Source organism: Variovorax sp. GW821-FHT09B01, assembly GCF_059418345.1.
In genome coordinates, this window is record NZ_JBWKPQ010000007.1 from 265,285 (window position 1) to 291,734 (window position 26,450).

Below are 26,450 nucleotides of genomic sequence, written 5' to 3' on the forward strand. Positions count from 1 at the left end.
GATGTCGGAAGATGGTCTGGGCTACATGACGCAAGAGCGTCGCATGATCCGCGACGCGGCGCGCGAATTCACGATGAAGGAGGTGCTGCCGGTCGCCAACAGGCTCGACGGCCCGGAGGGCGAGATCCCGATGGAACTGCGCCAGAAGATCGCCGACATGGGCTACTTCGGGATCATGATTCCCGAGCAGTACGGAGGCCTCGGTCTCGGCTATTTCGAGTACTGCCTGATCTGCGAGGAACTGGCGCGCGGCTGGATGTCGGTCGCCTCGATCGTCGCGCGCGCCCAGGGCGGCTGGATCAAGGCCGCCATGCCCGAGGAGATGCGCGCCAGGTACTTGCCGCGCGTGGTGCGCGGCGAGTTCCTCAACGCCAGCGCGCTGTCCGAGCCCGACACCGGCTCCGACCTGGCCTCGATCTCGTGCCGCGCGGTGCGCGACGGCGACGAGTGGGTGATCACCGGCAACAAGTACTGGTGCACCTTCGCGGACGGCGCCGACTACATCACGCTGTTTGCGCGCACCGCGCCGCCGCCCAACGCCGACAAGCGCTGGCTCGGCATCTCCTGCTTCCTGATCGAGAAGGAGCGCGGCAGCTTTCCGAAGGGCATGACCGGCGCGCCGATCCCCAAGATCGGCTACTTCGGCTGGAAGACCTTCGAGCTCGCGCTCGACGGCCTGCGCGTGCCGGCGGACTGCCTGATCGGCGAGGAAGGCAAGGCCTTCCACCTGATGACCAAGGGCCTGGAAGGCGCGCGCGCCCACACGGCCGCGCGTGCCATCGGGCTGGCCCAGGGTGCGCTCGAGGACGCCATCGCCTATGCCGGCGAACGCAAGCAGTTCGGCATGCCGATCGCCGAGTACCAGGCGATCCGCTTCAAGATCGCCACCATGGCGACCGAGATCGAGGCGGCGCGCCAGCTCATGCACTTCGTCTGCAGCGAGATCGACAGCGGCCGGCGCTGCGACAAGGAAGCCTCGATGGCGAAGTACTTCGCCTCCGAGATGGCCGAGCGCGTGACCTCCGAGGCGATGCAGATCTTCGGCGGCGCGGGCTACACCAGGCTGTTCCCGGTCGAACGCTACTGGCGCGACGCGCGGCTCACGAAGATCTTCGAGGGCACCTCGGAGATCCAGCAGCGCATCATCGCGACCAGCCTGCTGGGCAAGTCGGAGGTCGAGGCCATGATCGCCGGGCGCGCCTTCGCGGCCGTGGCGCAGAAAGGCGGCGCGGCATGAGAAGCGCCGAACTCACCAGCGCCGACAACTACTTCGAGGACTTCGAGGTCGGCCTGCTGCTGCGCCACCACCGCGGCAAGACCGTGACCGAGATGGACAACGTGCTGCTCACCAACCTGGTGATGAACACCGCCGAGGGCCATTTCAACGAGGACGCGATGAAGAAGCAGGATGCGCGCGGCATCTTCGCGCAGCGCGTGGTGTTCGGCGGCATCAACCTGTCGATGGTGCTCGGGCTCGCGGCCCAGGACACGGCCGAGCAATGCCTGCAGGAACTGGCGCTCGACAGGATCCGCCTGTCGCACCCGGTGTTCCATGGCGACACGCTCTATGCCTACAGCGAGGTGCTGGAAGCGCGCGCGGCCGACCGCGACGACGCCGGCATCGTGCGCTTCCGGCACTACGGCCTGAACCAGGACGACAAGCTCTGCGTCGAGGCCGAGCGCACCGTGCTGCTCAAGCGCAAGAGCCATTGGGCGGGCCGGTGACGCAGGCTGCCCCCGCCGCCACCGGCGCGCTCGACGGCCTGGTCGTGCTCGACCTCACGCGCATGCTGGCCGGCCCCTACGCCACCATGATGCTGGCCGACCAGGGCGCGCGCGTGGTGAAGATCGAGCCGCCCGGCGGCGACCCCACGCGCCGGACCGGCCCGCACCTGCCCGGCGCGCTGACCATCGCCGAAGGCGGCTTCGGTGGCTACTTCGCCTCGATCAACCGCAACAAGCAGTCGCTCGCGCTCGACCTCAAGCAGCCCGCCGGCAAGGCCGCGCTGCTGCGCATGGTGCGCGGCGCCGACGTGCTGGTCGAGAACTACCGCTGCGGCGTGATGGAACGGCTGGGCCTGGGCTACGAGGCGCTGATCGCCGAGAACCCGCGCCTGGTGTATGCCGCGATGCGCGGCTTCGGCGACCCGCGCAGCGGCCGGAGCCCCTACGCCGACTGGCCGGCCTACGACCCGGTCGCGCAGGCGATGGGCGGCATCATGGGCATCACCGGCCCGGTGCCCGCGGGTGCGCCGACCAAGATCGGCCCGGGCGTCGGCGACCTGGTGCCCGCGACCTTCCTCGCCTTCGGCATCGCCTCGGCGTGCTGGCGCGCGCAGCGCACCGGGCGCGGCCAGTTCGTCGACGTGTCGATGGTCGATGCGGTGCTGGCGATCTGCGAGCGGCTGGTCTACCAGTACAGCGCCTCGCACGAGTCGCCGGGCCCCGAGGGCAACGGTCACCCGCTGCTGTGTCCCTTCGGACTGTTCCCCGCGAAAGACGGCCACGTGAGCCTCGGCGTGCCCAACGACCGCTTCTGGGTGCCGCTGGTGCAGCGCATGGGCCGGCCCGAGCTCGCGAGCGATCCGCGCTACGCGAGCAACGAGGCGCGCATGGCGCACCGCGCCGAGGTCGAGGCCCTGGTCGGCGAATGGACCGCGCGCCACACCAAGGCCGAGCTGTCGTCGCTGCTCGGCGCGGAGATTCCGTTCGGCCCGGTGTTCGATGCGCAGGACATCTTCGAGGACGCGCATTTCCGCGCGCGCGGGATGCTGGTGGAGACCGAGCAGCCGGGCGCCGCGCGCGCGCTGACCGTGGCCGGCACGCCCGTCCACATGAGCGACACGCCCGGCGGCGTGCACCGGCGCGCGCCGCTCACCGGCGAGCACAGCGACGCGGTGCTCCAGGGCTTCGGCTTCGCGCCGGCCGAGATCGCGGCGCTGCGCGCCGACCACGTCATCCACTGAAACCACTGCCTGAAGGAAACGAGTTCCATGCAAGAACGACCCCAGAGACTGCGCCGCTGCCAGCTGTCCGTGCCCGGCTCGAGCGAGAAGATGATGCAGAAAGCCGCGGGAATGGGCGTCGACTTCGTCTTCCTCGATCTCGAGGATGCGGTCGCGCCGTCGGAGAAACGCCCCGCGCGCGCGAAGATCGTGCACGCGCTCAACGGCCTCGACTGGGGCCGCACCACGCGCTGCGTGCGCATCAACGACCTGACGACCGAGTACGCCTACGAGGACATCATCGAGGTGGTCGAGGGCGCGCGCGATAACCTCGACGTGATCATGCTGCCCAAGGCGATGAGCGCGGCCGACGTGCAGTTCGTCGACAAGCTGCTGTCGATGATGGAGAAGAAGCTGGGCTTGAAGAAGCGCATCGGCATCGACGTGCTGATCGAGGAGGTCGAGGCCATGATGCGGGTCGAGGAGATCGCGGCCTCCACGCCGCGGCTCGAATGCCTGATCTTCGGCATGGGCGACTACTCGGCGAGCCAGGGCATCTCGCTGCGCGACATCGGCGGCGCCAGCGGCTACCCCGGCGACATCTGGCACTACCAGCGCCACAAGCTGACCATTGCCGCGCGCGCGCACCGCATCGATGCCGTCGACGGCCCCTTCGCCGACTTCAGGGACCCCGACGCCTTCCGCGAGGAATGCCGGCGCTCGATGATCCTCGGCATGGTCGGCAAGTGGGCCATCCATCCCTCGCAGGTCGCGCTCGCGCAGGAAGCCTTCTCGCCGCCGGCCGCCGACGTGGCGCGCGCGCGCGACATGATCCAGGCCTACGACCAGGCCCTCGCGCAGGGCCTCGGCGCCGTGCAGTACGACGGAAAGATGATCGACATCGCGTCGGTGCGCATCGTGCGCAACCTGGTCGAGCGGGCCGACCGCATCGGCATGTAGGCGCGCGTGCCCGTGGACGCGCTGCCGCCGGCAGCCGCGTCACCTGAAGCGACCCGAAGGAGACAAAGCAATGCAACGAGACAAGATCGAACCGTCCCTGCCCCTGGATGCCGCCCGCCGACGGCAACTGCTCGCGGCCGGCCTGGCGCTGGGCACCGGCGCACTGCCGCGGCTGGCCTTCGCGCAGGACTGGCCCACCAAGCCGGTGCGGCTGGTGGCCGCGCAGGCGCCCGGCTCGTCCAACGACGCCACCGCGCGCGCGGTGGCCGAATACATGACCTCGAGCCTGGGCCAGGCGGTGGTGGTGGAGAACAAGCCCGGCGGCATCGGCATGATCGCGGCGGACAACGTGGCGCGCTCCCCCGCGGACGGCTACACCCTGCTCATCACGCTGCACAGCCAGCTCGCGCAGGCACCGGTGATGCTCAAGAAGGTGCCGCTCGACACCTCGAAGGACCTGGTGCCGATCGCGGCCTTCAGCACCGGCGTGTCGCCGATGGTGGTGAAGAAGGACCTGGCGGTGAAGAACTTCAAGGAACTGCTCGCGCTCGCGCGCCAGCGGCCGGTGTCGGTGGGCAACTACGGCATCGGCTCGGGCTGGCAGATCATGATGACCCAGCTCGCCAAGCAGACCGGCGCCAGGTTCGACATCGTGAACTACAAGGGCACGGGCCCGATGGTGTTCGACCTGATGGCGGGCAACATCGACATCGGCGCGGGCTCGCTGGCGGGCCTGGGCCCCGGGATCCAGAAAGGCAGCTTCCGGCCGGTGCTGGTGATCTCGGGCGGGCGCTCGGAGAAGCTGCTGCCCGGCATTCCGACCTGGGCCGACGAAGGCTTCACCGGAGCCGCGTTCGAGAACCTCACCGAGTGCAACATGATCCTGGGCCCCGCGGGTCTTCCGGCCGACGTGGTGCGCCGTGTCGCCGATGCCTGCCGCGAATCGGCGTCCAGGTCGGAGGCCGTCAAGAACGTGCTGGCGCAGCTCGGCGTGGAGGAAGCGCCGCTGACGGGCGCCGAGCTGCAGCGCTTCATCCAGCGCACCTGGCCCACCTACCAGGCGATGACGAGGGAGCTCGGGCTGCAGGCGCAGTAGCCGCGCGCGCTGCGCGGGAGGCGGAAGGAAACGCCGCGGGCAGCGGCCGGACCGGGATTACCCCCCGGTGACTGGCCCGGAAAATGCATGAGAATTCGCGCACTTTCGACTGCCTCGGCGCTCGCCGCCCCCTTCCCGAACGCACCTCATGCTGCCCCTGCGCGACCTCAACGACATGGAAGACCTGTGGGGCCTGCGCAGCGCCGGTGCGCTGATGAACCTGCCGTCCACCGGGGTGTCGGTGCTGCGCTGGACGCGCAAGACGGCCGGGCCCTTCCAGTTCGACATCGAGACCTCGCAGGACTTCATGATGTTCTCGATGGTGCTGCTGCCGATGGACGCCTGCTCGCGCGTGGACGACACGGTGATCTGGGACGGCCCGATCGAAGGCGGCAGCGTGCGGCTGATCGACTCGCGCACCATCGAGCGCACGGGCTTCGAATCGCCCAGCCCCTTCGACCTGCTGCACATCCATTTCTCGCTCGGCGAATTGCGCGCGACCGCGCGCCGCTTCGGCATCGACTTCGAGGACTTCGAGCCGCGCGACGGCCCGCTGTACCGCGACGACCGCGTGGGCCGCCTGCTCGGCGCGCAACTCGTGGCGGCGCTCGATGCCGACGGCGCGGCCGGGCGCATGTATGCCGATGGCATCGCGCAGTCGCTGGTGGCGCACCTGCTGCGCAGCTACGGGCGCGTGGTCCATGCCGAGGCGCCGCCGGCGCACGAAGGCCTGCAGGCGGCCTTCGACCACGTGGAGCGCCATCCGCACGAGCCGCTGAGCGTGGCGCGGCTCGCGCGCCTGGCCGAGATGAGCGAATTCCATTTCGCGCGCCGCTTCAAGCAGCGCTACGGGCTCACGCCGCACGCGCACCTGGTGGCGGCGCGGCTGCGGCTGGCCAAGGCCGACCTGGCCTTCTCGGACAAGAACATCCTGCAGATCGCCATGGACTGCGGCTTCTCCGACTCCAGCCATCTCGCGCGGCTGTTCCGCCGCACCGAGGGCATGACGCCGCAGGTCTACCGGCAGGCCCGGCGCCAGTAGCGGACCGCGCCACCGCGCACTCCCGCCGGCCCGGCAGCAAGAACATGCTGTCCGCCGCGCAGGATTGACCGAGACGGCCTGCCCCCTCGCTCGAAAGAATCGCCCTCGCCATCCGGCTTCTCCGGGTGATGTTCGAGGAGATTCGAGTGACAGCAGCAACTGCGATGCAGGACAGCATGCCGGGCGTCGAGGCCGGCGACGAGATCGCGGCCGGACTCCGGCTGCGCGGCGGCACCGAGAAGGCGCGCGCCACGCGGCGCGACCGCGGCGAAGGACCGTTCGAGCGCCTGGTGCTGCGCGGCGCCACCGTGATCGACGGCACCGGCGCGCCGCCCTGGGGGCCAGTGGACATCGTGATCGAGCGCGACCGCATCGTCGAGATGCGCAGCGTGGGTGCGCCGCGCCTCGCCATCGATCCGGCCGGGCGGCCGGCCGCGGGCCAACACGAGATCGACTGCCACGGCAAGTTCGTCACGCCGGGCTTCGTCGATGCCCATGCCCACATCGGCTCGCCCTTCGTGAGCCGCGATGCGCCGCCGGCCGACTACGTCTACAAGCTGTGGCTGGCGCATGGCGTGACCACGGTGCGCGAGATGGGCTGCTTCAACGGCCTGGGCTGGACCCTGGACCAGCGCGAGCGCGCGGCCGCCGGCACCATCGCGGCGCCGCGCATCCTCGCGCACGCCTACTTCCCGGCCGTCAACGACATCCTCAAGACCCTGCACACGCCGGCGCAGGCGCGCGACTGGCTGGGCCGGCTCAAGGCGCGCGGCGCCGACGGCGTGAAGTTCTTCGGCGCGCCGCCGGCCCTCATGCAGGCCGCGCTGGCCGAGTGCGCGAGCCTGGGCCTGCGCAGCGGCTGCCACCATGCGCAGATGGCCGTGACGCGCATGAACGCGCTGACCACCGCGCAGTGGGGCCTGACCAGCGCCGAGCACTACTACGGCCTGCCCGAGGCGCTGTTCGAGGAGCGCGTGGTGCAGAACTACCCGGCCGACTACGACTACGGCGACGAGTACTTCCGCTTCTCGGTCGCGGGCCAGACCTTCGGCCAGGCCGCGCAGCCCGGCAGCGCCACCTGGCGCAACGCGATGGACCGTTTCCTCGAGCTCGGCTTCGCCTTCGTGCCCACCTTCGGCATCTACGACGCCAACCGCGACCTGATGCGCACGCGCCGCGCCGACTGGCACGACGACTACACCTGGCAGGCCTACTGGGACAACTTCCAGCCCTACCGCGGCGGCCACGGCTCGTACTGGTACCGCTGGTCGACGAAGAACGAGATCGAGTGGAAGGAGAACTACCGGCTCTGGATGCGCTTCATCAACGAGTACAAGAACCGCGGCGGCCGCGTCTGCGCGGGCAGCGACTCGGGCTTCATCTTCCAGCTGTTCGGCTTCGGCTTCGTGCGCGAGCTCGAGATGCTGCAGGAGGCCGGCTTCCATCCGCTCGAGGTGATCCGCGCCGCCTCGCTCGAGGGCGCGCACCTGCTGGGCATCGAGGCCGACTGCGGCAGCCTCGAGGTCGGCAAGCGCGCCGACCTGCTGGTGCACGACCAGAATCCGCTCGAGGACTTCAAGCTGCTCTACGGCACCGGCGCGATGCGCCTGAACGACGACAGCCGGCGCGTGGAGTGGCAGCGCGGCCTGAGCCGCACCATCGCGGGCGGCATCTGCTACGACACGGCCGAGCTGCTGGCCGACGTGCGCGCGATGGTCGCGGCCAACCGCGCCGAGGCGGCCACGGCATGAATCCGGCGAGCGACTTCCTCCCGGTGCCGATCGAACTGAGCGTGCTCACCGGCTTCCTCGGCAGCGGCAAGACCACGCTGCTGTCGAGCTACCTGCGGCTGCCGCAGGCGGCCGACACGGCCGTGATCGTCAACGAGATCGGCGAGGTCGACCTCGACGGCGCGGTGCTCGCCGCCACCGCCGCCAAGGTGCCGATGGCCTTGCTGAGCAACGGCTGCGTGTGCTGCGCGATGGGCGGCGACCTGCCGGGCACCATCGCGGCGCTGATCGAGGAGCGCGAGACGCGCGGCCTGCCGCCGCTCGCGCGCATCGTGCTCGAGACCACCGGCCTCGCGCGGCCCGGCCCCGTGCTGCGCAGCCTCGGTCCGCTGGCCGCGCACCTGCGCGCGCAGGTGGTCGCCACCTTCGACTGCGTGCGCGGCGAGTCCCTGCTGGCGCTGCCCGAGGCGGCCGCGCAGATCGCGGGCGCGCAGCGCATCGTGCTGACACGGCAGGACCTTGCGCCCGCGGGCGCGACCGAGGCGGCGCGCGCGCTGCTCGCGCGGGTCAATCCGCTGGCCGAACTGGTGGCCGAGCCGACGGCGGGAGCGCGCGCACTGGCCGCGCTCGCAGCGCCGGCCGCGCGCTCGCCGATGCCCGAACTGGCCGTGTCGGACGACGTGCCCGCGCACAGCGACATCCGCACCGCGCTGTGCCGCTTCGCCGCGCCGGTGGCACGCGACGCGCTCGCCGAATGGCTCGACAACCTCGCGGGCCTGTGCGGCGAGCGGCTGCTGCGCGTCAAGGGCGTGGTCGCGGTGCGCGGCGAGCGGCTGCCGCTGCTGGTGCAGTGCGTGGGCACGCTGTTCGCCCCGCTACTGCCGTTCGCCGGCACGGCGAACGGTTCCTTCCTGGTCGTGATCGTGCGCGGCATGCGACTCGACGAACTGCGCGAGCTGCTGCCCTCGCTGCCGCTGACCGTGCATGCGGCCACGCGGCCGAATGCGATCGGCCGGCCGCTGTCGGCCGTGCTCGAGGAAAGCTGCGCATGAGGCCCACCACCGTCGCGCGCCGGCTGCTGGTGGGCGCCACCTATGCCGCGATGCTGCTGCCGCTGGTCACCGTGGCCTGGCTCAGCGTGTTCGCGCAGCCGATCATGAGCTTCCCGCCCGAGGGCTATTCGCTGCACTGGTACGCCAATGCCTGGAGCAAGCCGCAGTTCGCGAGCAGCTTCGTGCTGTCGCTGCAGCTGGCGGCGATCTCGGCGCTGCTCGGCGTGGGCACCGGCACGGCGGCGGCCTATGCGATCGAGCGCGGCCGGTTCCGCGGCCGGCGCGCGCTGTCGGCGCTGCTGCTGTCGCCGCTGGCCTTTCCGGGCGTGGTGCTGGGCACCGGCATCTACGTGTTCTTCGTGCGCGTGGACAACGCCATCGACCTGCAGATCGTCGCCACGCTGCCGGGCCTGATCGCCGCGCATGCGCTGCTGGCGATTCCGTGGACCGTGCGCCTGGTCTCGGCCAGCCTGCAGGGCCTGGGCCGCGCGCCCGAGGAAGCCGCGGCCAACCTGGGCGCGCGCCCGCTCACGGTGTTCCTGCGCGTCACGCTGCCTTCGATGCGCGCCGGCATCGTGGCCGCGGCGGTGTTCAGCTTCATCGCCAGCTTCGAGAACCTCGAGATGACGATGATGCTCACGGGCCCCGGGTACGCCACCCTGCCAGTGGAAATGCTGAGCTACCTCAACTTCAACATGGACCCGACGCTGGCCGCGGTCGGCACGGTGCAGACCGTGCTGATCGCCGTGCTGCTGCTGGTCGCCGATCGTTTCGTCAGTCTGTCCCGGGTGACCTCTTGAGCCATCTCCATCTCGACAACCTCCAGTGCACCTACGACCGCACGGTCGCGGTGCGCCATCTCGACCTGCGCGTGGCCCAGGGCGAACTGCTCGCGCTGCTCGGCCCCTCGGGCTGCGGCAAGAGCACCACGCTGCGCATGGTGGCCGGCTTCGTGCCGCCGAGCGCGGGCCGGATCCTGTTCGGCGACCGCGACGTGACGCATGCGCCGCCGCATGCGCGCGACACCGGCATGGTGTTCCAGGGCTATGCGCTGTTCATGCACATGAGCGTGGCCGAGAACGTGGCCTTCGGGCTGCAGATGCGCAAGGTGCCGCGCGCCGAGCAGGCCGCGCGCGTGAAGGAAGCGCTGCGGCTGGTGCAGCTCGAGCACCTGGCCGAGCGCCGGCCCGCCGCGCTCTCGGGCGGCCAGCAGCAGCGCGTGGCGCTGGCGCGCGCACTGGTGGTGCGGCCCGCGGTGTTCCTGCTCGACGAGCCGATGTCGAACCTCGACGCGCGGCTGCGCACCGAGGTGCGGCTCGAGATCCGCGCGCTGCAGCAGCGCCTGGGCCTCACCACGCTGCTGGTGACGCACGACCAGGAAGAGGCGCTCACCACCGCCGACCGGCTGGCCGTGATGGACCATGGCCGGGTGCGGCAGGTCGGCACGCCGCAGCAGGTGTACGAGCAGCCGGTCGACCAGTTCGTCGCCAACTTCATCGGGCGCTGCAACCTGGTACCGGGACGGCTCGAGGCGCCCGGTGCTTTCCGCGCGGGCGCGCAGCTGCTGCCCTGCGCCGCCGCGGCGACGCCGCCGCGCGCGACCGGCGAGCTCGCGCTGATGGTGCGGCCCGACCGCATCCGCATCGCCGAGGCCGGCGCGCCCGGCCTGCCCGCGCGCGTGAAGCTCGGCACCTACCTGGGCGGCACGACCGAATGGCACTTCGAGACCGAGGTCGGCCCGGTCTCGGTCGCGCAGCCCAGCGTGCCGGCACGGGGCGCTCCCACGATCGGCGAGCGCGTGAGCCTGCAGTGGTCGGCGGAACACGCGCTGCCCCTGCCCGCGGATGCCACGGCTTCCTGAGCTTCCCTTTCCCTCTCTCTCCACTCCGATCATGTCCATGCATTCCACACGCCGTTCCCTGCTGCTGGCCGCAGCCTCGCTGCCGCTGGCCACGGCCCGCCCCGCCCTGGCCGCCGTCGGCGGCCGCGTCGTCGTCGCCACCTGGGGCGGCGACTATGGCGACCTGCTCGGCAAGCATGTCGAGCAGCCGCTGCTCAAGCCGCTGGGCATCGAGGCGGTGCAGAGCGTGGACGACGGTCCGCCGCGCAAGGCCAAGCTGCTGGCCGAGCGCAACGGCCGCCGCGGCAGCCTCGACGTGGTGTCGATGGTCGACTTCGAGGCCAGCGGCCTCGCGCAGCTGGGCCTGTTCGAGACGCTGACCGAGGCCAACGTGCCGAACGCGAAGAACGCCATCGCCGCGCTGCGCCAGCCGCAGGCCCTGCCGCACATCTACTCGGGCCTGGTCATCGCCTACAACCCCGCGAAGATCAAGGCGGCGCCGAAGTCGCTCGCCGATCTCTGGGACCCGAAGTACAAGGGCCGCGTCGGCTTCGCCGACATCCTGTTCCCCTACAACATCGCCGCGGCCTCGCTCGCGGCCGGCGGCACGCTGGGCGACCTCGCGCCCGGCATGGCCAAGCTCGGCGAGATGAAGGCGCTGGCGCCCAAGATCTTCGCCACCAACGAGGCGGTGGCGCAGGCGCTCAAGGCCGAGGACATCTGGATCACCCTGGCCTGGCGCGCCCGCGTCCACCAGTGGCGGCGCGCCGGCGTGAGCGTGGCGGCGGCCGTGCCGGCCGAGGGCATCGTGCCGACCACCTTCACCGCCTCGGTGCCCAAGAACAGCCAGCAGAAGGACAACGCCTTCGCCTACCTGAACGCCATGCTCGATGCCGGCGCGCAGTCGGCCTTCGCCGAGCGCATGGGCTACGTGCCCACCGTCACCAATGCGAAGCTGCCGCCCGAGCTGGCCGCGCAGATCGCCTTCACGCCCGAGGAGCAGTCGCGCTTCAAGGTGCCCGATTTCGGCTACTTCGCGCAGGCCATGCCGGCGCTGCAGCAGTACTGGTCGCGCGACTTCAAGGCAGCCTGAGCGATGCGCCTTTTGACCCTGCCCGCCATCGCGATCGTGCTGGCGCTGATGGTGGCGCCGATGGCGATGCTGCTGCGCTATTCGCTCAACCTCTACACGCCGACCGAGCTGATGGTCGAGGCCTTCACGGCGCGCAACTACGTGCAGCTGTTCGCCGACCCGTACTTTCGCGAGGTGCTGGGGGTGACGCTGAAGGTGGCCGCGCTGACCACGGGCATCGCCCTGCTGCTCGGCCTGCCCGCGGGCTACACGCTGGCGCGCATGCCGCGGCGCTGGAAGATGTGGCTCACGCTCGCCACCATCCTGCCGCTGATGGTGGGCAACGTGGTGCGCTCGGCCGGCTGGATGGCGCTGCTGGGCAACAGCGGGCTGTTCAATGCGCTGGCGCAATGGAGCGGATTGGCGCGCGAGCCGCTGCAGCTGATGTTCCACCAGCCCGCGGTGGTGGGCGTGATGGTCACGATCGTGCTGCCGCTGATGGTGATGACGCTGGCCAGCGTGATCGAGGGCATTCCGCGCAACGTCGAGGAGGCCGCGGCCAACCTCGGCGCGCGCCCCTTCACCGCCTTTCGCCGCGTGGTGCTGCCGCAGGCCATGCCGGGCGTGATCGCGGGCATGTCGCTGGTGTTCATCCTCTGCATGAACGCCTATGCCACGCCGGTGCTGATCGGCGGGCCGCGCTTTCGCATGATGACGCCCGAGATCTACCAGCAGTTCGTGGGGCTCAACAACTGGCCCTTCGGCGCGGCGCTGGCCTTCATGCTGCTGGCGGTGACGCTGGTCGCGGTGCTCGGGATCGGGATGGCGCTGCAGGCCGGCCTCAGGCCCGCAAGGCCGACAACGCCCGCAGGCGCCGATGCGCCTCGCCCTGCGCATCGATCGGCGACTGGTTCTTCGCCTGCAGGTAGTGGTGGGTGAAGACCGCGAGGTAGGCGTCGAGGATCTGCGCGGCCAGCGCGTCGCCGGCCAGTTCCATGCACAGGCTCGCGACCTCGCTGGTGCAGAGGTGGTCGTCGCGGCCCGACTGGCGCAGCCGGTACTGCGTGCTGCGCGCGAGCACCGGGCTCAGCACCGGCAGTTGCGCGAGGTAGGCGCTGCGCCGGAACATCTTGCGCCCCTCGGCCCAGGTGCCGTCGAGCAGCACGAACAGCGGGCGCTTCGCGGGGCGGCCCTGCGAGGCCTCGGGCGGCGCGACGGTCTCCACTACCCGCCCCGGCACGGCGTACTGCCCCGGAAACACCACGTACGGCTGCCATTGCGGATCGGCCAGCAGGGCCAGCAGCGCGGGATCGGCCTCGGTGCGCGACCAGCCGAAGGCGAAGGTGTCCTCGACCACGTCGGCGATCAGCCAGCCGGTGTTGCTGGGCTTGAGCGCCTCGATGTCGCCCATGATCAGGCAGACGCCCGCGCGCGTGGCCATCGAGGGCCGCAGCGCGCACAGGCAATGGCTGGGCGCGAGCCGGCAGCCGGCGCAGCGTTCGCGCTTGAAGCCGCCACGGGCCAGGAAGGGTTTGACGCTGCGCGCGAGGCGTTCGGCGCGCAGCAGGGAGACGGCGTGGGGCATGCGCCGATTCTCGGGCATGCCCGCATGCCGGCCGGTCTTCAACCGGCCTTGAGGAACACGTCGTGATCGGGCGCGAAGTTGGCGTGCAGCGGCAGCATCGCGCCGCCCAGCGCACAGGCCTGCGCGCCGACGCGGCCGCCATGCAGCTGCGGGCGCCACAGGCCCTCCCAGTTGCAGCCGTCGAGCGCGGCGCGCGTGGCCTCGAGCAGCGCCTGCTGCAGCGGGCGCGACATCGAGCCGTCCATCACCACGTCGGCCAGGTCGAGCATCGCGGTGCCGCTCGCGATCGCATGGGCCAGCGCCTCGGCGGCCGAGGCGAGCCAGGCCGCGGTGGCGTCGGCGAACGGCGGCTGCAGCGCGCGCTCGTCGTAGGCCGCGTCGGGGTCGACGCCCTCGCGCTGCAGCCGCTGCTCGAGCTCCCACAGCGAGGCCTCGGCGATCAGCTGCGGCGGCGCCGCGTCGGCATCGCCATCGCCATCACGCTGGGCGCCGCGCACGCGCTGCATCGGCAGCGAGGCGAGCGCGCCGGCATTGCCGTGCGCGCCGCCGTGCAGGTGCGAGTTGAGCACCAGGCCGCCGCCGACGAAGGTGTCGACGAACACGTAGAGAAAGCTCTTGAGGTCGTGGCCGCGCCCGCTCACCAGCTCGGCCACGCAGGCCGCGACGGTGTCGCGCGCGAAGATCACCGGCAGGTCGGTGCGCTGGCGCACCTCGGCGCCCAGGTCCATGCCGTTCCACAGGTCGGACTGCGCCTTCGACAGCCCGAGCGTGCGGTGCCAGCCGCCGAGCAGGAAGGGCGCGGCGAGCCCCACGCCGACGGTGCGCGCGGCCAAGGGTCCGAGGCCATCGCGCAACCGGTGGGTGTGCTGCGCGATCGCGGGCAGCAGCGCTTCGGCATCGGGAAAGTCGTAGGCCATCGCATGGCGCTCGCGCACCTGGGCCGTGAAGTCGATCAGCAGCCATTCGGCGCCGCGCCGGCCGACCTTGACGCCGATCGCGAAGGCGCCGTCGGGGTTGAGCGCGAGCGGCACCGAGGGCTGGCCGATGCGGCCGCGCACGCGGCTCTGCTTGACGATGAGGCCGTCCTCCTCGAGCCGCGCGGTGATCAGCCCGATGGTCTGCGCGCTCAGGCCGGTGAGGCGCGCGAGGTCGGCCTTGGGCAGGCTGCCGTGCACGCGCAGCGCCTGCAGCACGGTGCGCTCGTTGAACTGGCGCATGCCGACCTGGTTGGAGCCGCGCGGGCGCAGCAGGTCGGGCATGCGCGCGGCGGGCGCGGCATCAGGCATGCGCCTCCGCGGGCAAGGCGCTCGGCAGCATGGCGCCGGTCATCACGGCCACGGTGTCGCTCATGCTGATCTTCTTCGGATCGAGCACGGCGGCGCGCTTGCCCAGGCGCGCGACGTGGATGCGGTCGGCGACCTCGAACACGTGCGGCATGTTGTGGCTGATCAGCACCACGGGCAGGCCGCGGTCGCGCACGCGGCGGATCAGCTCGAGCACCATGTTGCCCTCCTTCACGCCGAGCGCGGCGGTGGGCTCGTCCATGATGACCACGTGGCGCGCGAAGGCCGCGCTGCGCGCCACCGCCACGCACTGGCGCTGGCCGCCCGAGAGGGTCTCGACCGCCTGCGTCATCGACTGGATGCCGACCTTGAGGTCCGCCATGCGGGCCGCGCTCTCCAGCAGCATCTTCTTCTTGTCGAGCATGCGCAGCACGTTGCCGAGGAAGCCGGAGCGGCGCAGCTCGCGGCCGAGGAACAGGTTCTCGTAGATGGTCATCGCGGGCGCGACGGCCAGGTCCTGGTAGACGGTCTCGATGCCGGCCCGCCGCGCATCGAGCGGATTGCGGAACTGCACCGGCTGGCCGTCGAGCAGGATCTGGCCCTCGTCGGGCACGATCGCGCCCGACAGCGCCTTGATCAGCGAGGACTTGCCCGCGCCGTTGTCGCCGATCACCGCGAGGATCTCGCCCTCGCGCAGCTCGAAGTCGACACCGTCGAGCGCGGTGACCTGGCCGTAGCGCTTCACCAGGCCCTGGGCCTGCATCACCACCTTCGGGTTCGTCACGGCGTTCATCAGCGGGCCCCCTTGCGCGAGAGCTGGTCGGCCGCCACCGCGAGGATCACGAGCACGCCCGTCACCAGCACCTGGTAGATCGACGACACGCCCATCAGCGTGAGCCCGTTGCGGAACACGCCCACGATCAGCACGCCGATCAGCGAGCCGAGCACGATGCCGCGCCCGCCGAACAGGCTGGTGCCGCCCAGCACCACGGCCGTGATGGCATCGAGGTTCTCGGTCTGGCCCGCGTTCGGGTCGCCCACGCCGGTGCGCGCCACCGACAGCAGCGAGGCGATGCCGTAGAGCACGCCCGCGGCCACGTACACGCCCAGCAGCACGCGCTGCGTCGGGATGCCGACCAGCCGCGTGGCCTCGGCGTTGTTGCCCACCGCGTAGATGTGGCGGCCGGCGCCGGTCTCGCGCAGCACGAACCAGGCGAGGCCGTAGAGCGCCACCATCAGCACCGAGCCCCACGCCACCTCGGCGCTGCCGATGGTGAAGGTGGTGCCCAGGCCCGTGAGGCCGGCCGGCAGGTCGGTGATGGTCTGCGAGGACGAATACAGCTGCGTGATCGCGAACGCGATGTTCAGCGTGCCCAGCGTCACGATGAAGGGCGGCAGCTTGATGCGCGTGACCAGCAGGCCGTTGAGCAGGCCGAACAGCGTGGTCACGCCGATGCCGCAGAGGATGGCCACCGGCACCGGCAGGCCGAGCTCGGTGGCGAACTTGGTCATGATGATGCCGCCCAGCGCCATCACCATGCCGCACGACAGGTCGATGCCGGCCGTGAGGATGATCAGCGTCTGGCCGATCGCGATCACGCCGACCACCATCACCTGCTGCAGGATCAGCGAGAGGTTGCCGCCGGTGAGAAAGCGGTCGGACTGGGTCGCGAAGAAGATGCAGGCACCCAGCAGGGCCAGCCACGGCCCGAGGGCGCCCCACGGGATGTGGTGCGTTGCGGATTTCGCCATCGATGTGCCTCCCTGGGGCTGTCTGCTTACTTCTTGCCCCAGCACAGCTCGGCGCCGGTCTTGGTGTCCTTGCTCTCGACGCCGGCCACGCTCTTGCCCGCGATCAGGGTCACGCCGGTGTCGACGTAGCCCGAGGCCTTCTTGCCGGTCTTCGCGAACTCCACGCCCGCGGCCACGCCCATCGCGGCCATCTTCAGCGGGTACTGCTGCGAGGTCGCGGCGATGATGCCGGCGTTGGTGTCCTTGATGCCCTGGCAGCCGCCGTCGACCGAGACGATCAGCACGCCCTTCTCCTTGCCCGCGCGCTTGAGCGCGTTGTAGGCACCGGCCGCGGCGGGCTCGTTGATGGTGTAGACCAGGTTCACGTCGGGCGCCTTCTGCAGGCAGTTCTCCATCACGGTCTGGGCCTTGGCCTGGTCGCCGAAGCTGTCGGCCATGCAAACGATCTCGGGCGCCTTCGAGAGCTCGTTCGACTTGGCGTCGTTGGCTGGCAGCCCGAAGCCCTTCATGAAGCCGTTGTGGCGCTGCGCGCCCACCGGGTGGCCCGGCAGCAGGTCGAGCGCGACGATCTTCGGCGTCTTGCCGGCCATCGCGGCCTTGGCGTATTCGCCGATCAGCACGCCGGCCGTGTAGTTGTTGGTGGCGAACAGCGCGTCGGTGGCCTCGGGCGGATCGGCCGGGCTGTCGAGCGCGATCACCATGATCCCCTTGTCGCGCGCCTTCTTGATCGCCGGCACGATGGCCTTGGCGTCGCTCGGCGTGATCAGGATGGTCTTGGCGCCGGCCGCGATCATGTTCTCCATCGCCGTGATCTGGCCCGCGTTGTCGCCGTCGGCCTTGCCCGCGCCCGACAGCAGCTTGGCGCCGAGCTTCTTGGCCTCTTCCTGCGCGCCTTCCTTCATCTTCACGAAGAAGGGGTTGGTCTCGGTCTTGGTGACGAGGCCGATCACGGGTTCGCCGGCGGCGAAGGCGGTGGATGCGGCGACGGACGCGGCCGCCAGGGCCAGGATGCAGCGGATGCGGGGCATGGGTTGTCTCTCCTTGGGCGGGCGGCTGGATCGGACCGCCCTGTTGGTTCTCGGAATCCGGCCGGCTCGCCATGCGGAGGGCGTCGCCGGGCCGGGCGCCAGCGGACTATCGGCGAAGGAAAGGACTAAATCAAGATGATTTAGTTATCGAAAACCCGCACAGGAAACGTCAAGGATTCGGCTCGCCGCCCAGGATTTGGACGCCTGTCAAACGAAACAGTTACTTGCATTTACTCGCATTACCGACAGAATGACTCAGCATCTGGAGGTCAAGCACGCGTGAGTGGCGAGGTCGTCGAACTGCTGAGAACCCAGCCCGAAATCGCGCTGTTCCTCGTGCTCGCCATCGGCCATGCCGTCGGCGCCATCCGCTTCGGACCGATCCAGCTCGGCGGCATCTGCGGCACCCTGATCGCCGCGCTGGTGGTCGGCCAGCTCGGCATCCGGGTCGACGACAGCGTGAAGAACGTGTTCTTCATGCTCTTCATCTTCGCGCTCGGCTATGCGGGCGGCCCGCAGTTCTTCGCCAACCTCGACGCCAAGGGCCTGCGCCTGGGCCTCCTGTGCCTGGTCGAGGTGGTGGCGGTGCTCGCGCTGGTGCTGGGCGCCACCGTGCTGCTGTCGCTCGACCAGGGCACGGCCGCCGGGCTGATGGCCGGCGCGGCCACCGAGTCGGCGGTGGTGGGCACGGCCACCGACGCGATCTCCAAGCTCGGCCTGCCCGCGGCGGACATGCAGCAGCTGCAGGCCAACGTGGTCACGGCCTACTCCATCACCTACGTGTTCGGGCTGATCGCGATCGTGGTCTTCACGAGCCAGGTGTTTCCGCTGCTGCTGCGCGTGGATCTGCGTGCCGAGGCCGACCGCCTGTGGAAGACCATGGGCGGCGGCAGCGACGATCCCGGCGCCGCGAGCGCCGTGCCCGAGATGGTCGGCCGCGTGTTCGAGGTGACGACGGGACGCGGCCGCTCGATCGGCGAGCTGGCCACGATCCTCGGCGGCCAGGCCCACATCGAGCGCGTGCTGCGCGCCGGCCAGAGCCTGGCGGTGGAGCCCGCGCTGCGGCTGCGCGCCCACGACCGGGTGCTGGCCATCGGCCGCCGCGCGGCGCTGGTCAACGTGGCCGAGCTGCTGGGCCGCGAGTTCGCCGACACCACGGCCTTCGACGCAGTGGTCGAGACCACCGAGGCGGTGCTGAACCGGCGCGAGTGGTTCGGCCGCGAGCTGCGCGAACTGGCCGCGGCGCTGCCGCCCTCGGTGCAGGTCACGGGCCTGGCGCGCGACCGCCATGCGATGCCGCTGCTGGGCGACCTGCGGCTCGCGCGCGGCGACGTGCTCCAGTTCTACGGCCCGGTCGACGAGGTGGCGCGCGCGCTGCCGCTGGCCGGCGACCGGGTGCTGGCCTCGACGCGCAGCAACATCGGCTTCGCCGCCGCGGGCATCCTGCTGGGCGTCTTCATCGGCGGCTTCAGCGTCAAGCTCGGCGGCATCCCGTTCTCGCTCGGCACCGGCGGCGGCGCGCTGCTCACCGGCCTGGCCTTCGGCTGGTACCAGGCGAAGAACCCGCACCGGCTCAGCGTGCCGCCCGATGCGCTGGCGCTGATGAAGGACCTGGGCCTGGCCACCTTCATCGCCTGCGTCGGCCTGGCCTCGGGACCGCAGGCGCTGGCGCTGATCAAGAAATTCGGCGTGGCGCTGCCGCTGGTCGGCGTGGCCGTGGCGGTGGTGCCGGCGAGCCTGTCGCTGTTCATCGGCCACCGGCTGCTCAAGCTCGAGGCACCGGTGCTGCTGGGCGCGATCGCGGGCCAGCAGTGCAGCACGCCGGCCCTCAGCGCGGTGCAGAACGCGGCCGGCAATGCCACGCCGCTGCTGGGCTACACCATCACCTATGCGATCTCGAACGTGGTGCTGCCGCTGATGGGACCGCTGATCGTCGCGCTGGCCGGGCTGGTGCAGCACGCGGCGAAATGAATCTGAAACCTGGAAGGAGCTGACGCATGGAATGGCTGCACGAAACATTCAAGAAGTCGCCCGAGATGGCGCTCTTTCTCTCGCTGGCGGTCGGCTACTGGATCGGCAAGATCAAGTTCGGCAAGTTCCAGCTCGGCGGCGTGGCCGGCTCGCTGCTGGTGGCGGTGATCGTGAGCCAGGTCGGCGTGCAGGTCGACGCCGGCGTGAAGGCCGTGCTGTTCGCGCTCTTCATCTACGCGGTGGGCTTCGAGAGCGGGCCGCAGTTCTTCAGCTCGCTGGGGCGGCAATCGATCAAGGAGATCATCCTGGCCGCGGTGATGGCGGCCACCGGCCTGGCCACGGTGGTGGTCATGGCCAAGTGGTTCGGACTCGACAAGGGCCTGGCGGCCGGCGTGGCGGCCGGCGGCCTCACGCAATCGGCCATCATCGGCACGGCCGGCGACGCGATCGCCAAGCTCGGCCTCGACGCGGCCGAGACCGCGCGGCTGCAGGCCAACGTGGCGATCGGCTATGCCGTGACCTACGTCTTCGGCTCCTTCGGCGCGATCATCGTCTGCGTCAACCTGCTGCCCAAGTTCATGGGCCGCACCATCCGCGACGACGCGATCGCGGCCGAGACCGCGATGCAGGCCGGCGTGAAGGTGCTGGGCGCCGACCAGGAGGAAGCCGCGCCCTCGCTGGTGGGCCGCATCTACGAGCTCACGGCCGATCCGCAGCGCACCGTGGCCGACATCGAGAACGCCGACCCGGCCACCACCATCACCATCGAGCGCGTGAAGCGCGACGGCCGCTTCGTCGAGGTCAGCCCCACGCTCGCGCTGCGCCGCGGCGACATCGTGCTGGCCGTGGGCCGGCGCGACGCGGTGGTGGCGAGCGCGCCGCTGCTGGGCAAGGAGGTCTACGCGGTCGAGGGCATGGAACTCACCATGCACAAGCGCGACATCGTGCTGACCAACAAGGACTTCGAGCGCAAGACCGTGGCGCAGATCCGCGAGGCCACCGCGGGCGGCGTGCGCCACGGCATCTTCGTGGTGCAGTTGAGCCGCATGGGCCAAGTGCTGCCGATGCAGCCCGACACCGTGGTGCAGGCCGGCGACGTGGTCACGATCTTCGGCGCCGAGCAGGACGTCAAGCGCGTGGCCGCGATCGTGGGCGACGTGATCGTGCCGAGCGCCAAGACCGACTTCGTCTACCTCGGCGCGGGCCTGGTGGTCGGCCTGCTGGTGGGCCTGCTGAGCGCGAAGATCGGCAGCATTCCGCTCACGCTCGGTGCCGGCGGCGGCGCCCTGCTCTCGGGCCTGCTGTTCGGCTGGTACCGCGCGCGGCGCCAGACCTTCGGCGCGCTGCCGCCCAGCGCGGTGCAACTGCTCAAGGACCTGGGCCTGGCCGGCTTCGTGGTGGTGGTGGGGCTGTCGTCGGGCTTGCAGGCGGTGCAGACCGTCAAGCAGCACGGGCTCACGATCTTCGGCGTGGGCGTGGTCGTGACCATCGTGCCGATGATCCTCACGATGCTGTTCGGCCGCTACGTGCTGCGCTATGCCAACACCGCGATCTTCGCGGGCGCGCTCAGCGGCTCGCGCAGCGCCAACCCGGCCTTCGGCGAGGTGCTCGACAAGGCCGAGAACGCCATTCCCACCGTGCCCTTCGCGATCACCTACGCGCTGGCCAACGTGTTCCTCACGCTGCTCGGGCCGCTGATCGTCGCGCTGGTCTGAGCACGCCCTCCCTCTTCTTCCTTTCCTGCCTTCCTCACAACCAAGGAGCCTTTCCATGGATTTCGGCGACGTGAAAAAACTCAGCGGCCTGAGCCCCTTCGAACTCAAGGATGCGCTGATCCAAGTGGCCAGCCAGGGCGACCGCCTGATGCTCAACGCGGGGCGCGGCAATCCGAACTTCCTCGCGACCACGCCGCGCCACGGCTTCTTCGCGTTCGGCGAATTCGCCATGACCGAGAGCGAGCGCTCCTTCGTCTACATGGAGGGCGTGGGCGGCTTCCCGCAGCGCGAGGGCATCGAGGCGCGCTTCGAGATCTTCACCAAGGCCAACGCGGGCCGGCCCGGCGTGCGCTTCATCGAGGCGGCGGTGTCGTACGTGCGCGACCAGCTCGGCCTGTCGGCCGGCGACTTCATCTACGAGATGTGCGAGGCGATCCTGGGCTGCAACTACCCGGTGCCCGACCGCATGCTGCGGCTGAGCGAAATCATCGTGGGCCAGTACATCCACAAGGAGATGATCGGCACCCATCCCTTCGTCGGCAGGTTCGACATGTACGCGGTGGAAGGCGGCACCGCCGCCATGACCTACCTGTTCAACAGCCTGCGCGAGAACAACCTGCTCAAGCCCGGCGACACCATCGCGCTGGGCATGCCGATCTTCACGCCCTACATCGAGATCCCGCACCTCAACGACTACCAGCTGATCGAGGCGCTGATCGACGCGCCGTCCGAGAACGGCTGGCAGTACACGAAGAAGGAGCTGCAGAAGCTGCTCGACCCGAAGGTCAAGGCCTTCTTCCTGTGCAACCCGAGCAACCCGCCCTCGGTGAAGATCAGCGACGAGGTGCTCGGCTACATCGCCGACATCGTCAAGCAGCGGCCCGACCTGATCATCCTCACCGACGACGTCTACGGCACCTTCGCCGACGACTTCCGCTCGCTGTTCGCGATCTGCCCGCGCAACACCATCCTCGTGTATTCGTTCTCGAAGTACTTCGGTGCCACCGGCTGGCGCATGGGCGTGGTGGCCACGCACGAGGACAACGTGCTCGACCACCAGATCGCGGCCCTGCCCGAGGCGGCGCTGAAGGAACTCGACGCGCGCTACAGCTCGATCACCACCGAGCCGCGCCGGCTCAAGTTCATCGACCGGCTGGTGGCCGACAGCCGTACCGTGGCGCTCAACCACACGGCCGGCCTGTCGACGCCGGTGCAGGCGCAGATGGTGATGTTCTCGCTGTTCTGCCTGATGGACGAACCCGAGGCCTACAAGCACGCGATGAAGCGCATCGTGAAGCGGCGCAAGGAAGCGCTCTACCGCGAACTCGGGCTGCCGCTGTCGGCCGACCCGAACTCGGTCAGCTACTACCACCTGCTCGACCTGCAGGAGATCGCCACCCAGATGCACGGCGAGCGCTTCGGCGACTGGATCGTGACCCAGCTGCAGCCCAACGAGGCGCTGTTCCGCATCGCCGAGGAGACCGGCATCGTGCTGCTGCCGGGCCGCGGCTTCGGCGGCAAACACGCCTCGGGCCGGGTCTCGCTGGCCAACCTCAACGAGTACGACTACGCCAACATCGGGCGCTCGCTGCGCAAGCTGGCGTCGGAGTACTTCGCGCGCTTCGAGAAGCAGTCGGGCAAGGCCAGGCGCAGCAGCGATCCGGCGGTGTCGGCGGTGGTGGTCAAGCCGCAGAAGGCGGCCAAGGGCGGCAAGAAGAAGTAGCCCCCCGGCGGGCCGCCCGCGCGGCCCGCGCCCCTTCGCGGACATCCGGTCCACACGCCCTTCGCATACGATGGAGGGCAACAAAAGAGGGACCCGCGAAGGGGCGAGAAGAATGATCGTTGGAATTGACCTGGGCACCACCAACAGCCTGGCGGCGGTGTGGCGGGATGGCGCTTCCGTGCTGGTGCCCAACGGGCTCGGCGAGTACCTGACGCCGTCGTGCGTCAGCATCGACGAGGACGATTCGGTGCTGGTCGGCAAGGCGGCGCGCGAGCGGCTGCAGACGCATCCCGAGCGCACGGCCGCGGTGTTCAAGCGCTACATGGGCAGCAACAAGACGATGCGGCTGGGCAAGCGCGAGTTCCGGCCCGAGGAACTGTCGGCGCTGGTGCTGCGCTCGCTCAAGGCCGATGCCGAGGCGATGCTCGGCGAGCCGGTCACCGAGGCGGTGATCACCGTGCCGGCCTACTTCTCCGATGCCCAGCGCAAGGCCACGCGCGCCGCGGGCGAGCTCGCGGGCCTGAAGGTCGAGCGGCTGCTCAACGAGCCGACGGCCGCCGCGCTGGCCTACGGCATGCACGACATGCGTGCCGAAACCCGCTTCCTGGTGTTCGACCTCGGCGGCGGCACCTTCGACGTGTCGATCCTCGAGATGTTCGAGGGCGTGATGGAGGTGCGCGCCTCGGCGGGCGACAACTTCCTGGGCGGCGAGGACTTCGTCGAGGCGCTGATCGCGCTCTTCTTCGAACGCAACAAGCTGCCGGCCAGCCTGCGCGCCGACGCCCACTTCATGCAGCGCCTGGCCGCGCAGACCGAGGCGGCCAAGCGCGCGCTGAGCACCCAGCCGACGGCCGAGATCGTGGTCGCGCACGAGGCGGCGCAGCACCGGCTGGCGCTCGACGAAGGCACGCTCGAGCAGGCCTGCGCCACGTTGCTCAAGCGGCTGCGCGCGCCCGTCGAGCGCGCGCTGCGCGACGCCAACCTGCGCGCCGGCGAGCTCGACGCGGTGGTGCTGGCCGGCGGCGCCACCCGCATGCCGGTGGTGCGGCGCCTGGCCACCACCATGTTCGGCCGCTTTCCCTCGATCGACTTCAATCCCGACGAGGTGGTGGCACTCGGCGCGGCGGTGCAGGCCGGCCTGAAGGCGCGCGACGCGGCGCTCAAGGAAGTGGTGATGACCGACGTGGCGCCCTACTCGCTGGGCGTGGCGGTCAGCCGCTGGCTCAGCGAGACCACGGTGACGCACGGACACTTCGACCCGATCATCGAGCGCAACAGCACGGTGCCCGTGAGCCGCTCGAAGAGCTACGTGCCCAACTCGGGCAGCCAGACCTCGGTCGACCTGCACGTGTTCCAGGGCGAGTCGCGCATGGTGCGCGACAACGTGCACCTGGGCACCCTGCACGTGCCGCTGCCGAGCCTGGGCGCGGGAGCATCCCCGGGCGATGCCGCGGTCGAGGTGCGCTTCACCTACGACGTCAACGGTCTGCTGCAGGTCGAGGCCACGGTGCAGAAGACGCAAGAGACCTTCAGCCTGCTGATCGAGGGCAACCCGGGCCTGCTGAGCGAGGCCGAGATCAAGGAGCGGCTGGCGGCGCTGAGCGCGCTCAAGATCCATCCGCGCGACCGCATCGAGAACCGCACCCTGCTGGCGCGCGCCGAGCGCATCTACCAGCAGCTGCGCGGCGACGTGCGCGAGTGGCTGGGCATCCGTATCGCCGAATTCGAACGCGTGCTGGCGCTGCAGGACAAGCGGCAGATCGCGGCGATGCAGCGCCAGTTCCAGGAGCAGTTGGAGCAGATCGAGCGCGACGGCCCGCTGGCCGATTGAGACGGGGGCGACGACCATGACCGAGGTCCCCGGCTTCCTGCTCGAGCTCGGCCTGCGCGCCGATGCCGACGAGCGCGCCGTGCGGCGCGCCTATGCGGTGCAGCTCAAGCAGATCGACCAGGCGGCGCAGCCGCTGCAGTTCCAGCAGTTGCGCGAGGCCTACGAGGCCGCGTTGCACTGGGCGCGGCAGGCGCGGGACGTGCAGGAGGCCGAGGCGGCGCAAGCGCCGCCCCCGCCGCCCTCCCCGCCCGAAGCCGTGGTCGAGGCCGCCCCCGAACCGGCGCCGCCCCCGGCCCCCGCCGAACAGCATCCCGACCCCGTGCGCGACATCCTCGTCGCGCTCGACACCCGGCTGCAGCAGGCGCCGCTGCGCAGCGTCCCCGAAGCCACCGCGCTGCTCGAACACACGCTCGAGGACCCGCGCCTGCTCGACATGGACGCGCGCTTCCTGTTCGAGGCCAACATCGCCCACCTGCTGGCCTGCGGCTGGCGGCCCGGCCACGAGCACCTGTTCGAGGCCGCGCTCGTTTTCTTCGATTGGCGCGCCGACTCGGCGCGGCTGCTGCGGCTGGGACAGGCCGGGCAGGTGGTGGACCGCGCGATCGTCGAGCAGGATGCGCAGGGGCAGCAGGCGCCCGACGACCGCGATGCGCAACGGCACTACCTCGAGCTGCTGCGCCGCACCGCCGATCCCGGACCGCAGGCGCTGGCGCTGGGCCTGGGGCGGGTGATGCATGCGGCCGCCACCTATCCGACCTGGCTGCGGCTGACAATGGACATCTCGAACATCGAGGCCTGGCGCGAGCGCGAAGCGAAACTCTCGCGCGGCACGCTCCAGAGCCATCCCTCGGCCGCGAGCGCGCACAGCGGCTCGATCAGCGCATCGCGGCTGACGGTGTGGTTCGCGATCTTCTTCGTGGGCGTGCTGGTGTTCGCGGTGCTGAAGGCGCTCGTGCAGTCGGGCAACGAACGCACGGCCACCGCCCCGCCCGCGGTCTCGGCGCCGGCACCGACACCCTCGCTGTCGGCGCTGCCGCAGGACCCGAGCGCCGAGCACGCGGCCGCCCGCGCGCGCACGCTGCAGGCAGCCATCAGCGGAGGCACCGGCGCGAATGCCATCCCGGGCACGCCGCGTCCCGCGCTCGAGCCCGATCCACCGGCGGCCCGCTACACGGTACCGCCACAGGTCGTCTATCCGCCGATGTCGCGGCGCCTCGGCGAACAGGGCCTGGTCGTGCTGAGGGTCATGGTCAACTCGACCGGTGCGATCGCCGACGCCACGGTGCTGCGCGGCTCGGGTTTCGACCGCCTCGACAAGGCGGCGCTCGACGCGGTGCGCCTGGCCCAGGCGATTCCGCTTCGTCGTGCCGACGGCCGCACCGTAGCAGCCTGGTACACGGCGCCGTTCCACTTCAGGCTCGACGACGGCGCGAAGCCCCGGGAAGCGGCCGCCGCCACGACGGTGACACCGGACGCGCAACCGCCTGCGCGGACACGCAGCTACGGCGAGCGGGTGACCGCGGCGGTGCGGCCGCACATCCTGTTCGCCAAGGAGGTCGCGGGCAACCCGCTGGTCGAATACACGCTGGACCTCGCGCCCGATGGCGCCATCACCGCCGCCAGGCTGTCGAAGGCGAGCGGCGTGCCCGAATGGGATGCCGCCGCCCTTCGCGCGATCCAACGGACTGCGCGCATGCCGCTCGACGACCAGGGCAAGGTGCCGACCCAGATGGTGTTGGCGCTGCGGCCGAAGCTGCAATGAGGCGTTGCCGCCGTCCCGCTGATTGCGGCAGTTGGCTCGAGAAGGCCTCGGCCCCACGCGCGC

At 70.5% G+C, this 26,450-nt stretch carries 22 protein-coding genes; 17 read left to right on the forward strand and 5 right to left on the reverse strand.

The annotated features are described in order from the left end of the window. The first annotated feature begins 1 nt into the window (after position 1). The 12 genes from AC07RV_RS21785 (at position 2) to AC07RV_RS21840 (ending at position 12,676) form a co-directional block, all read left to right on the forward strand. Entirely contained in the window at positions 2 to 1,237 is a 1,236-nt protein-coding gene (locus AC07RV_RS21785; protein WP_296789359.1) for an acyl-CoA dehydrogenase family protein, read from the forward strand. Beyond that, positions 1,234 to 1,725 carry a MaoC family dehydratase gene (locus AC07RV_RS21790; protein WP_203201675.1) on the forward strand — a complete coding sequence of 164 codons (492 nt, stop codon included), beginning with the start codon at positions 1,234 to 1,236 and terminating at the stop codon, positions 1,723 to 1,725. The genes AC07RV_RS21785 and AC07RV_RS21790 overlap by 4 nt, the downstream gene beginning before the upstream one ends. Next, a complete protein-coding gene (locus AC07RV_RS21795; RefSeq protein WP_093356086.1) occupies positions 1,722 to 2,966 on the forward strand; it encodes a CaiB/BaiF CoA transferase family protein in 1,245 nt (414 codons plus the stop codon). Before AC07RV_RS21790 ends, AC07RV_RS21795 begins: the two co-directional genes overlap by 4 nt. Positions 2,967 to 2,993: 27 nt before the next feature. Continuing rightward, positions 2,994 to 3,905 (forward strand): HpcH/HpaI aldolase/citrate lyase family protein, encoded by a 912-nt coding sequence (locus AC07RV_RS21800; protein WP_296789356.1) that lies wholly within the window; start codon positions 2,994 to 2,996, stop codon positions 3,903 to 3,905. Between the two features lie 70 nt (positions 3,906 to 3,975). Beyond that, on the forward strand, positions 3,976 to 5,001 hold the full coding sequence (locus tag AC07RV_RS21805; protein WP_296789354.1) for a Bug family tripartite tricarboxylate transporter substrate binding protein: 1,026 nt from the start codon (positions 3,976 to 3,978) through the stop codon (positions 4,999 to 5,001). A 148-nt stretch (positions 5,002 to 5,149) separates the two neighbouring features. Next, positions 5,150 to 6,043, forward strand: coding sequence for a helix-turn-helix domain-containing protein (locus tag AC07RV_RS21810; RefSeq protein ID WP_177239591.1), 894 nt, complete (start codon positions 5,150 to 5,152; stop codon positions 6,041 to 6,043). 146 nt (positions 6,044 to 6,189) lie between these two features. Next, positions 6,190 to 7,794 carry an amidohydrolase family protein gene (locus tag AC07RV_RS21815; RefSeq protein ID WP_366929037.1) on the forward strand — a complete coding sequence of 535 codons (1,605 nt, stop codon included), beginning with the start codon at positions 6,190 to 6,192 and terminating at the stop codon, positions 7,792 to 7,794. After that, positions 7,791 to 8,825: a CobW family GTP-binding protein gene (locus AC07RV_RS21820; RefSeq protein WP_296789353.1), complete on the forward strand. Its 1,035-nt coding sequence runs from the start codon at positions 7,791 to 7,793 to the stop codon at positions 8,823 to 8,825. The genes AC07RV_RS21815 and AC07RV_RS21820 overlap by 4 nt, the downstream gene beginning before the upstream one ends. Beyond that, positions 8,822 to 9,625, forward strand: coding sequence for an ABC transporter permease (locus AC07RV_RS21825; RefSeq protein ID WP_057593600.1), 804 nt, complete (start codon positions 8,822 to 8,824; stop codon positions 9,623 to 9,625). Before AC07RV_RS21820 ends, AC07RV_RS21825 begins: the two co-directional genes overlap by 4 nt. Next, complete coding sequence (locus AC07RV_RS21830) at positions 9,622 to 10,686, forward strand: ABC transporter ATP-binding protein (protein WP_296789352.1); 1,065 nt, start codon at positions 9,622 to 9,624, stop codon at positions 10,684 to 10,686. The genes AC07RV_RS21825 and AC07RV_RS21830 overlap by 4 nt, the downstream gene beginning before the upstream one ends. Positions 10,687 to 10,723: 37 nt before the next feature. Continuing rightward, complete coding sequence (locus AC07RV_RS21835) at positions 10,724 to 11,758, forward strand: extracellular solute-binding protein (RefSeq protein ID WP_296789351.1); 1,035 nt, start codon at positions 10,724 to 10,726, stop codon at positions 11,756 to 11,758. 3 nt (positions 11,759 to 11,761) lie between these two features. Then, entirely contained in the window at positions 11,762 to 12,676 is a 915-nt protein-coding gene (locus AC07RV_RS21840) for an ABC transporter permease (RefSeq protein WP_296789350.1), read from the forward strand. Here the strand turns inward: AC07RV_RS21840 and AC07RV_RS21845 are convergent. From AC07RV_RS21845 to AC07RV_RS21865, 5 genes are read right to left on the reverse strand one after another with little or no spacing between them, the layout of a single operon-like run. After that, positions 12,579 to 13,322 (reverse strand): tRNA-uridine aminocarboxypropyltransferase, encoded by a 744-nt coding sequence (locus AC07RV_RS21845; RefSeq protein ID WP_296789348.1) that lies wholly within the window; start codon positions 13,320 to 13,322, stop codon positions 12,579 to 12,581. The genes AC07RV_RS21840 and AC07RV_RS21845 overlap by 98 nt on opposite strands. A gap of 38 nt (positions 13,323 to 13,360) precedes the next feature. After that, positions 13,361 to 14,608, reverse strand: a complete 1,248-nt coding sequence (locus AC07RV_RS21850) for an ROK family transcriptional regulator (RefSeq protein ID WP_296789347.1) — start codon at positions 14,606 to 14,608, stop codon at positions 13,361 to 13,363. Beyond that, positions 14,601 to 15,398, reverse strand: a complete 798-nt coding sequence (locus tag AC07RV_RS21855; RefSeq protein WP_093355873.1) for an ATP-binding cassette domain-containing protein — start codon at positions 15,396 to 15,398, stop codon at positions 14,601 to 14,603. Before AC07RV_RS21855 ends, AC07RV_RS21850 begins: the two co-directional genes overlap by 8 nt. Next, positions 15,398 to 16,357, reverse strand: coding sequence for an ABC transporter permease (locus AC07RV_RS21860; protein WP_208508560.1), 960 nt, complete (start codon positions 16,355 to 16,357; stop codon positions 15,398 to 15,400). The genes AC07RV_RS21855 and AC07RV_RS21860 overlap by 1 nt, the downstream gene beginning before the upstream one ends. A gap of 26 nt (positions 16,358 to 16,383) precedes the next feature. Beyond that, positions 16,384 to 17,385, reverse strand: coding sequence for a sugar ABC transporter substrate-binding protein (locus tag AC07RV_RS21865; protein ID WP_057593595.1), 1,002 nt, complete (start codon positions 17,383 to 17,385; stop codon positions 16,384 to 16,386). 279 nt (positions 17,386 to 17,664) lie between these two features. Between AC07RV_RS21865 and aspT (AC07RV_RS21870) the strand changes: the two genes are divergently transcribed. The 5 genes from aspT (AC07RV_RS21870) (at position 17,665) to AC07RV_RS21890 (ending at position 26,387) form a co-directional block, all read left to right on the forward strand. Continuing rightward, positions 17,665 to 19,356 (forward strand): aspartate-alanine antiporter, encoded by a 1,692-nt coding sequence (gene aspT, locus AC07RV_RS21870; RefSeq protein ID WP_296789346.1) that lies wholly within the window; start codon positions 17,665 to 17,667, stop codon positions 19,354 to 19,356. A gap of 26 nt (positions 19,357 to 19,382) precedes the next feature. Then, complete coding sequence (aspT, locus tag AC07RV_RS21875; protein ID WP_208508562.1) at positions 19,383 to 21,071, forward strand: aspartate-alanine antiporter; 1,689 nt, start codon at positions 19,383 to 19,385, stop codon at positions 21,069 to 21,071. 55 nt (positions 21,072 to 21,126) lie between these two features. Continuing rightward, positions 21,127 to 22,794 (forward strand): bifunctional aspartate transaminase/aspartate 4-decarboxylase, encoded by a 1,668-nt coding sequence (locus AC07RV_RS21880; RefSeq protein WP_296789345.1) that lies wholly within the window; start codon positions 21,127 to 21,129, stop codon positions 22,792 to 22,794. 112 nt (positions 22,795 to 22,906) lie between these two features. Further along, complete coding sequence (locus AC07RV_RS21885; RefSeq protein ID WP_296789344.1) at positions 22,907 to 24,625, forward strand: Hsp70 family protein; 1,719 nt, start codon at positions 22,907 to 22,909, stop codon at positions 24,623 to 24,625. A 16-nt stretch (positions 24,626 to 24,641) separates the two neighbouring features. Then, positions 24,642 to 26,387, forward strand: a complete 1,746-nt coding sequence (locus tag AC07RV_RS21890; protein WP_296789342.1) for a TonB family protein — start codon at positions 24,642 to 24,644, stop codon at positions 26,385 to 26,387. Positions 26,388 to 26,450: the final 63 nt, after the last annotated feature.

Excerpts from the sequence above, each read along its gene's own strand:
- AC07RV_RS21785 (WP_296789359.1), top strand. The coding sequence starts at position 2 with ATGTCGGAAGATGGTCTGGGCTACATGACGCAAGAGCGTCGCATGATC.
- AC07RV_RS21790 (WP_203201675.1), top strand. The coding sequence starts at position 1,234 with ATGAGAAGCGCCGAACTCACCAGCGCCGACAACTACTTCGAGGACTTC.
- AC07RV_RS21800 (WP_296789356.1), top strand. The coding sequence starts at position 2,994 with ATGCAAGAACGACCCCAGAGACTGCGCCGCTGCCAGCTGTCCGTGCCC.
- AC07RV_RS21805 (WP_296789354.1), top strand. The coding sequence starts at position 3,976 with ATGCAACGAGACAAGATCGAACCGTCCCTGCCCCTGGATGCCGCCCGC.
- AC07RV_RS21810 (WP_177239591.1), top strand. The coding sequence starts at position 5,150 with ATGCTGCCCCTGCGCGACCTCAACGACATGGAAGACCTGTGGGGCCTG.
- AC07RV_RS21820 (WP_296789353.1), top strand. The coding sequence starts at position 7,791 with ATGAATCCGGCGAGCGACTTCCTCCCGGTGCCGATCGAACTGAGCGTG.
- AC07RV_RS21825 (WP_057593600.1), top strand. The coding sequence starts at position 8,822 with ATGAGGCCCACCACCGTCGCGCGCCGGCTGCTGGTGGGCGCCACCTAT.
- AC07RV_RS21835 (WP_296789351.1), top strand. The coding sequence starts at position 10,724 with ATGCATTCCACACGCCGTTCCCTGCTGCTGGCCGCAGCCTCGCTGCCG.
- AC07RV_RS21840 (WP_296789350.1), top strand. The coding sequence starts at position 11,762 with ATGCGCCTTTTGACCCTGCCCGCCATCGCGATCGTGCTGGCGCTGATG.
- AC07RV_RS21845 (WP_296789348.1), bottom strand. The coding sequence starts at position 13,322 with ATGCCCCACGCCGTCTCCCTGCTGCGCGCCGAACGCCTCGCGCGCAGC.
- AC07RV_RS21850 (WP_296789347.1), bottom strand. The coding sequence starts at position 14,608 with ATGCCTGATGCCGCGCCCGCCGCGCGCATGCCCGACCTGCTGCGCCCG.
- AC07RV_RS21855 (WP_093355873.1), bottom strand. The coding sequence starts at position 15,398 with ATGAACGCCGTGACGAACCCGAAGGTGGTGATGCAGGCCCAGGGCCTG.
- AC07RV_RS21860 (WP_208508560.1), bottom strand. The coding sequence starts at position 16,357 with ATGGCGAAATCCGCAACGCACCACATCCCGTGGGGCGCCCTCGGGCCG.
- AC07RV_RS21865 (WP_057593595.1), bottom strand. The coding sequence starts at position 17,385 with ATGCCCCGCATCCGCTGCATCCTGGCCCTGGCGGCCGCGTCCGTCGCC.
- aspT (WP_208508562.1), top strand. The coding sequence starts at position 19,383 with ATGGAATGGCTGCACGAAACATTCAAGAAGTCGCCCGAGATGGCGCTC.
- AC07RV_RS21880 (WP_296789345.1), top strand. The coding sequence starts at position 21,127 with ATGGATTTCGGCGACGTGAAAAAACTCAGCGGCCTGAGCCCCTTCGAA.
- AC07RV_RS21885 (WP_296789344.1), top strand. The coding sequence starts at position 22,907 with ATGATCGTTGGAATTGACCTGGGCACCACCAACAGCCTGGCGGCGGTG.
- AC07RV_RS21890 (WP_296789342.1), top strand. The coding sequence starts at position 24,642 with ATGACCGAGGTCCCCGGCTTCCTGCTCGAGCTCGGCCTGCGCGCCGAT.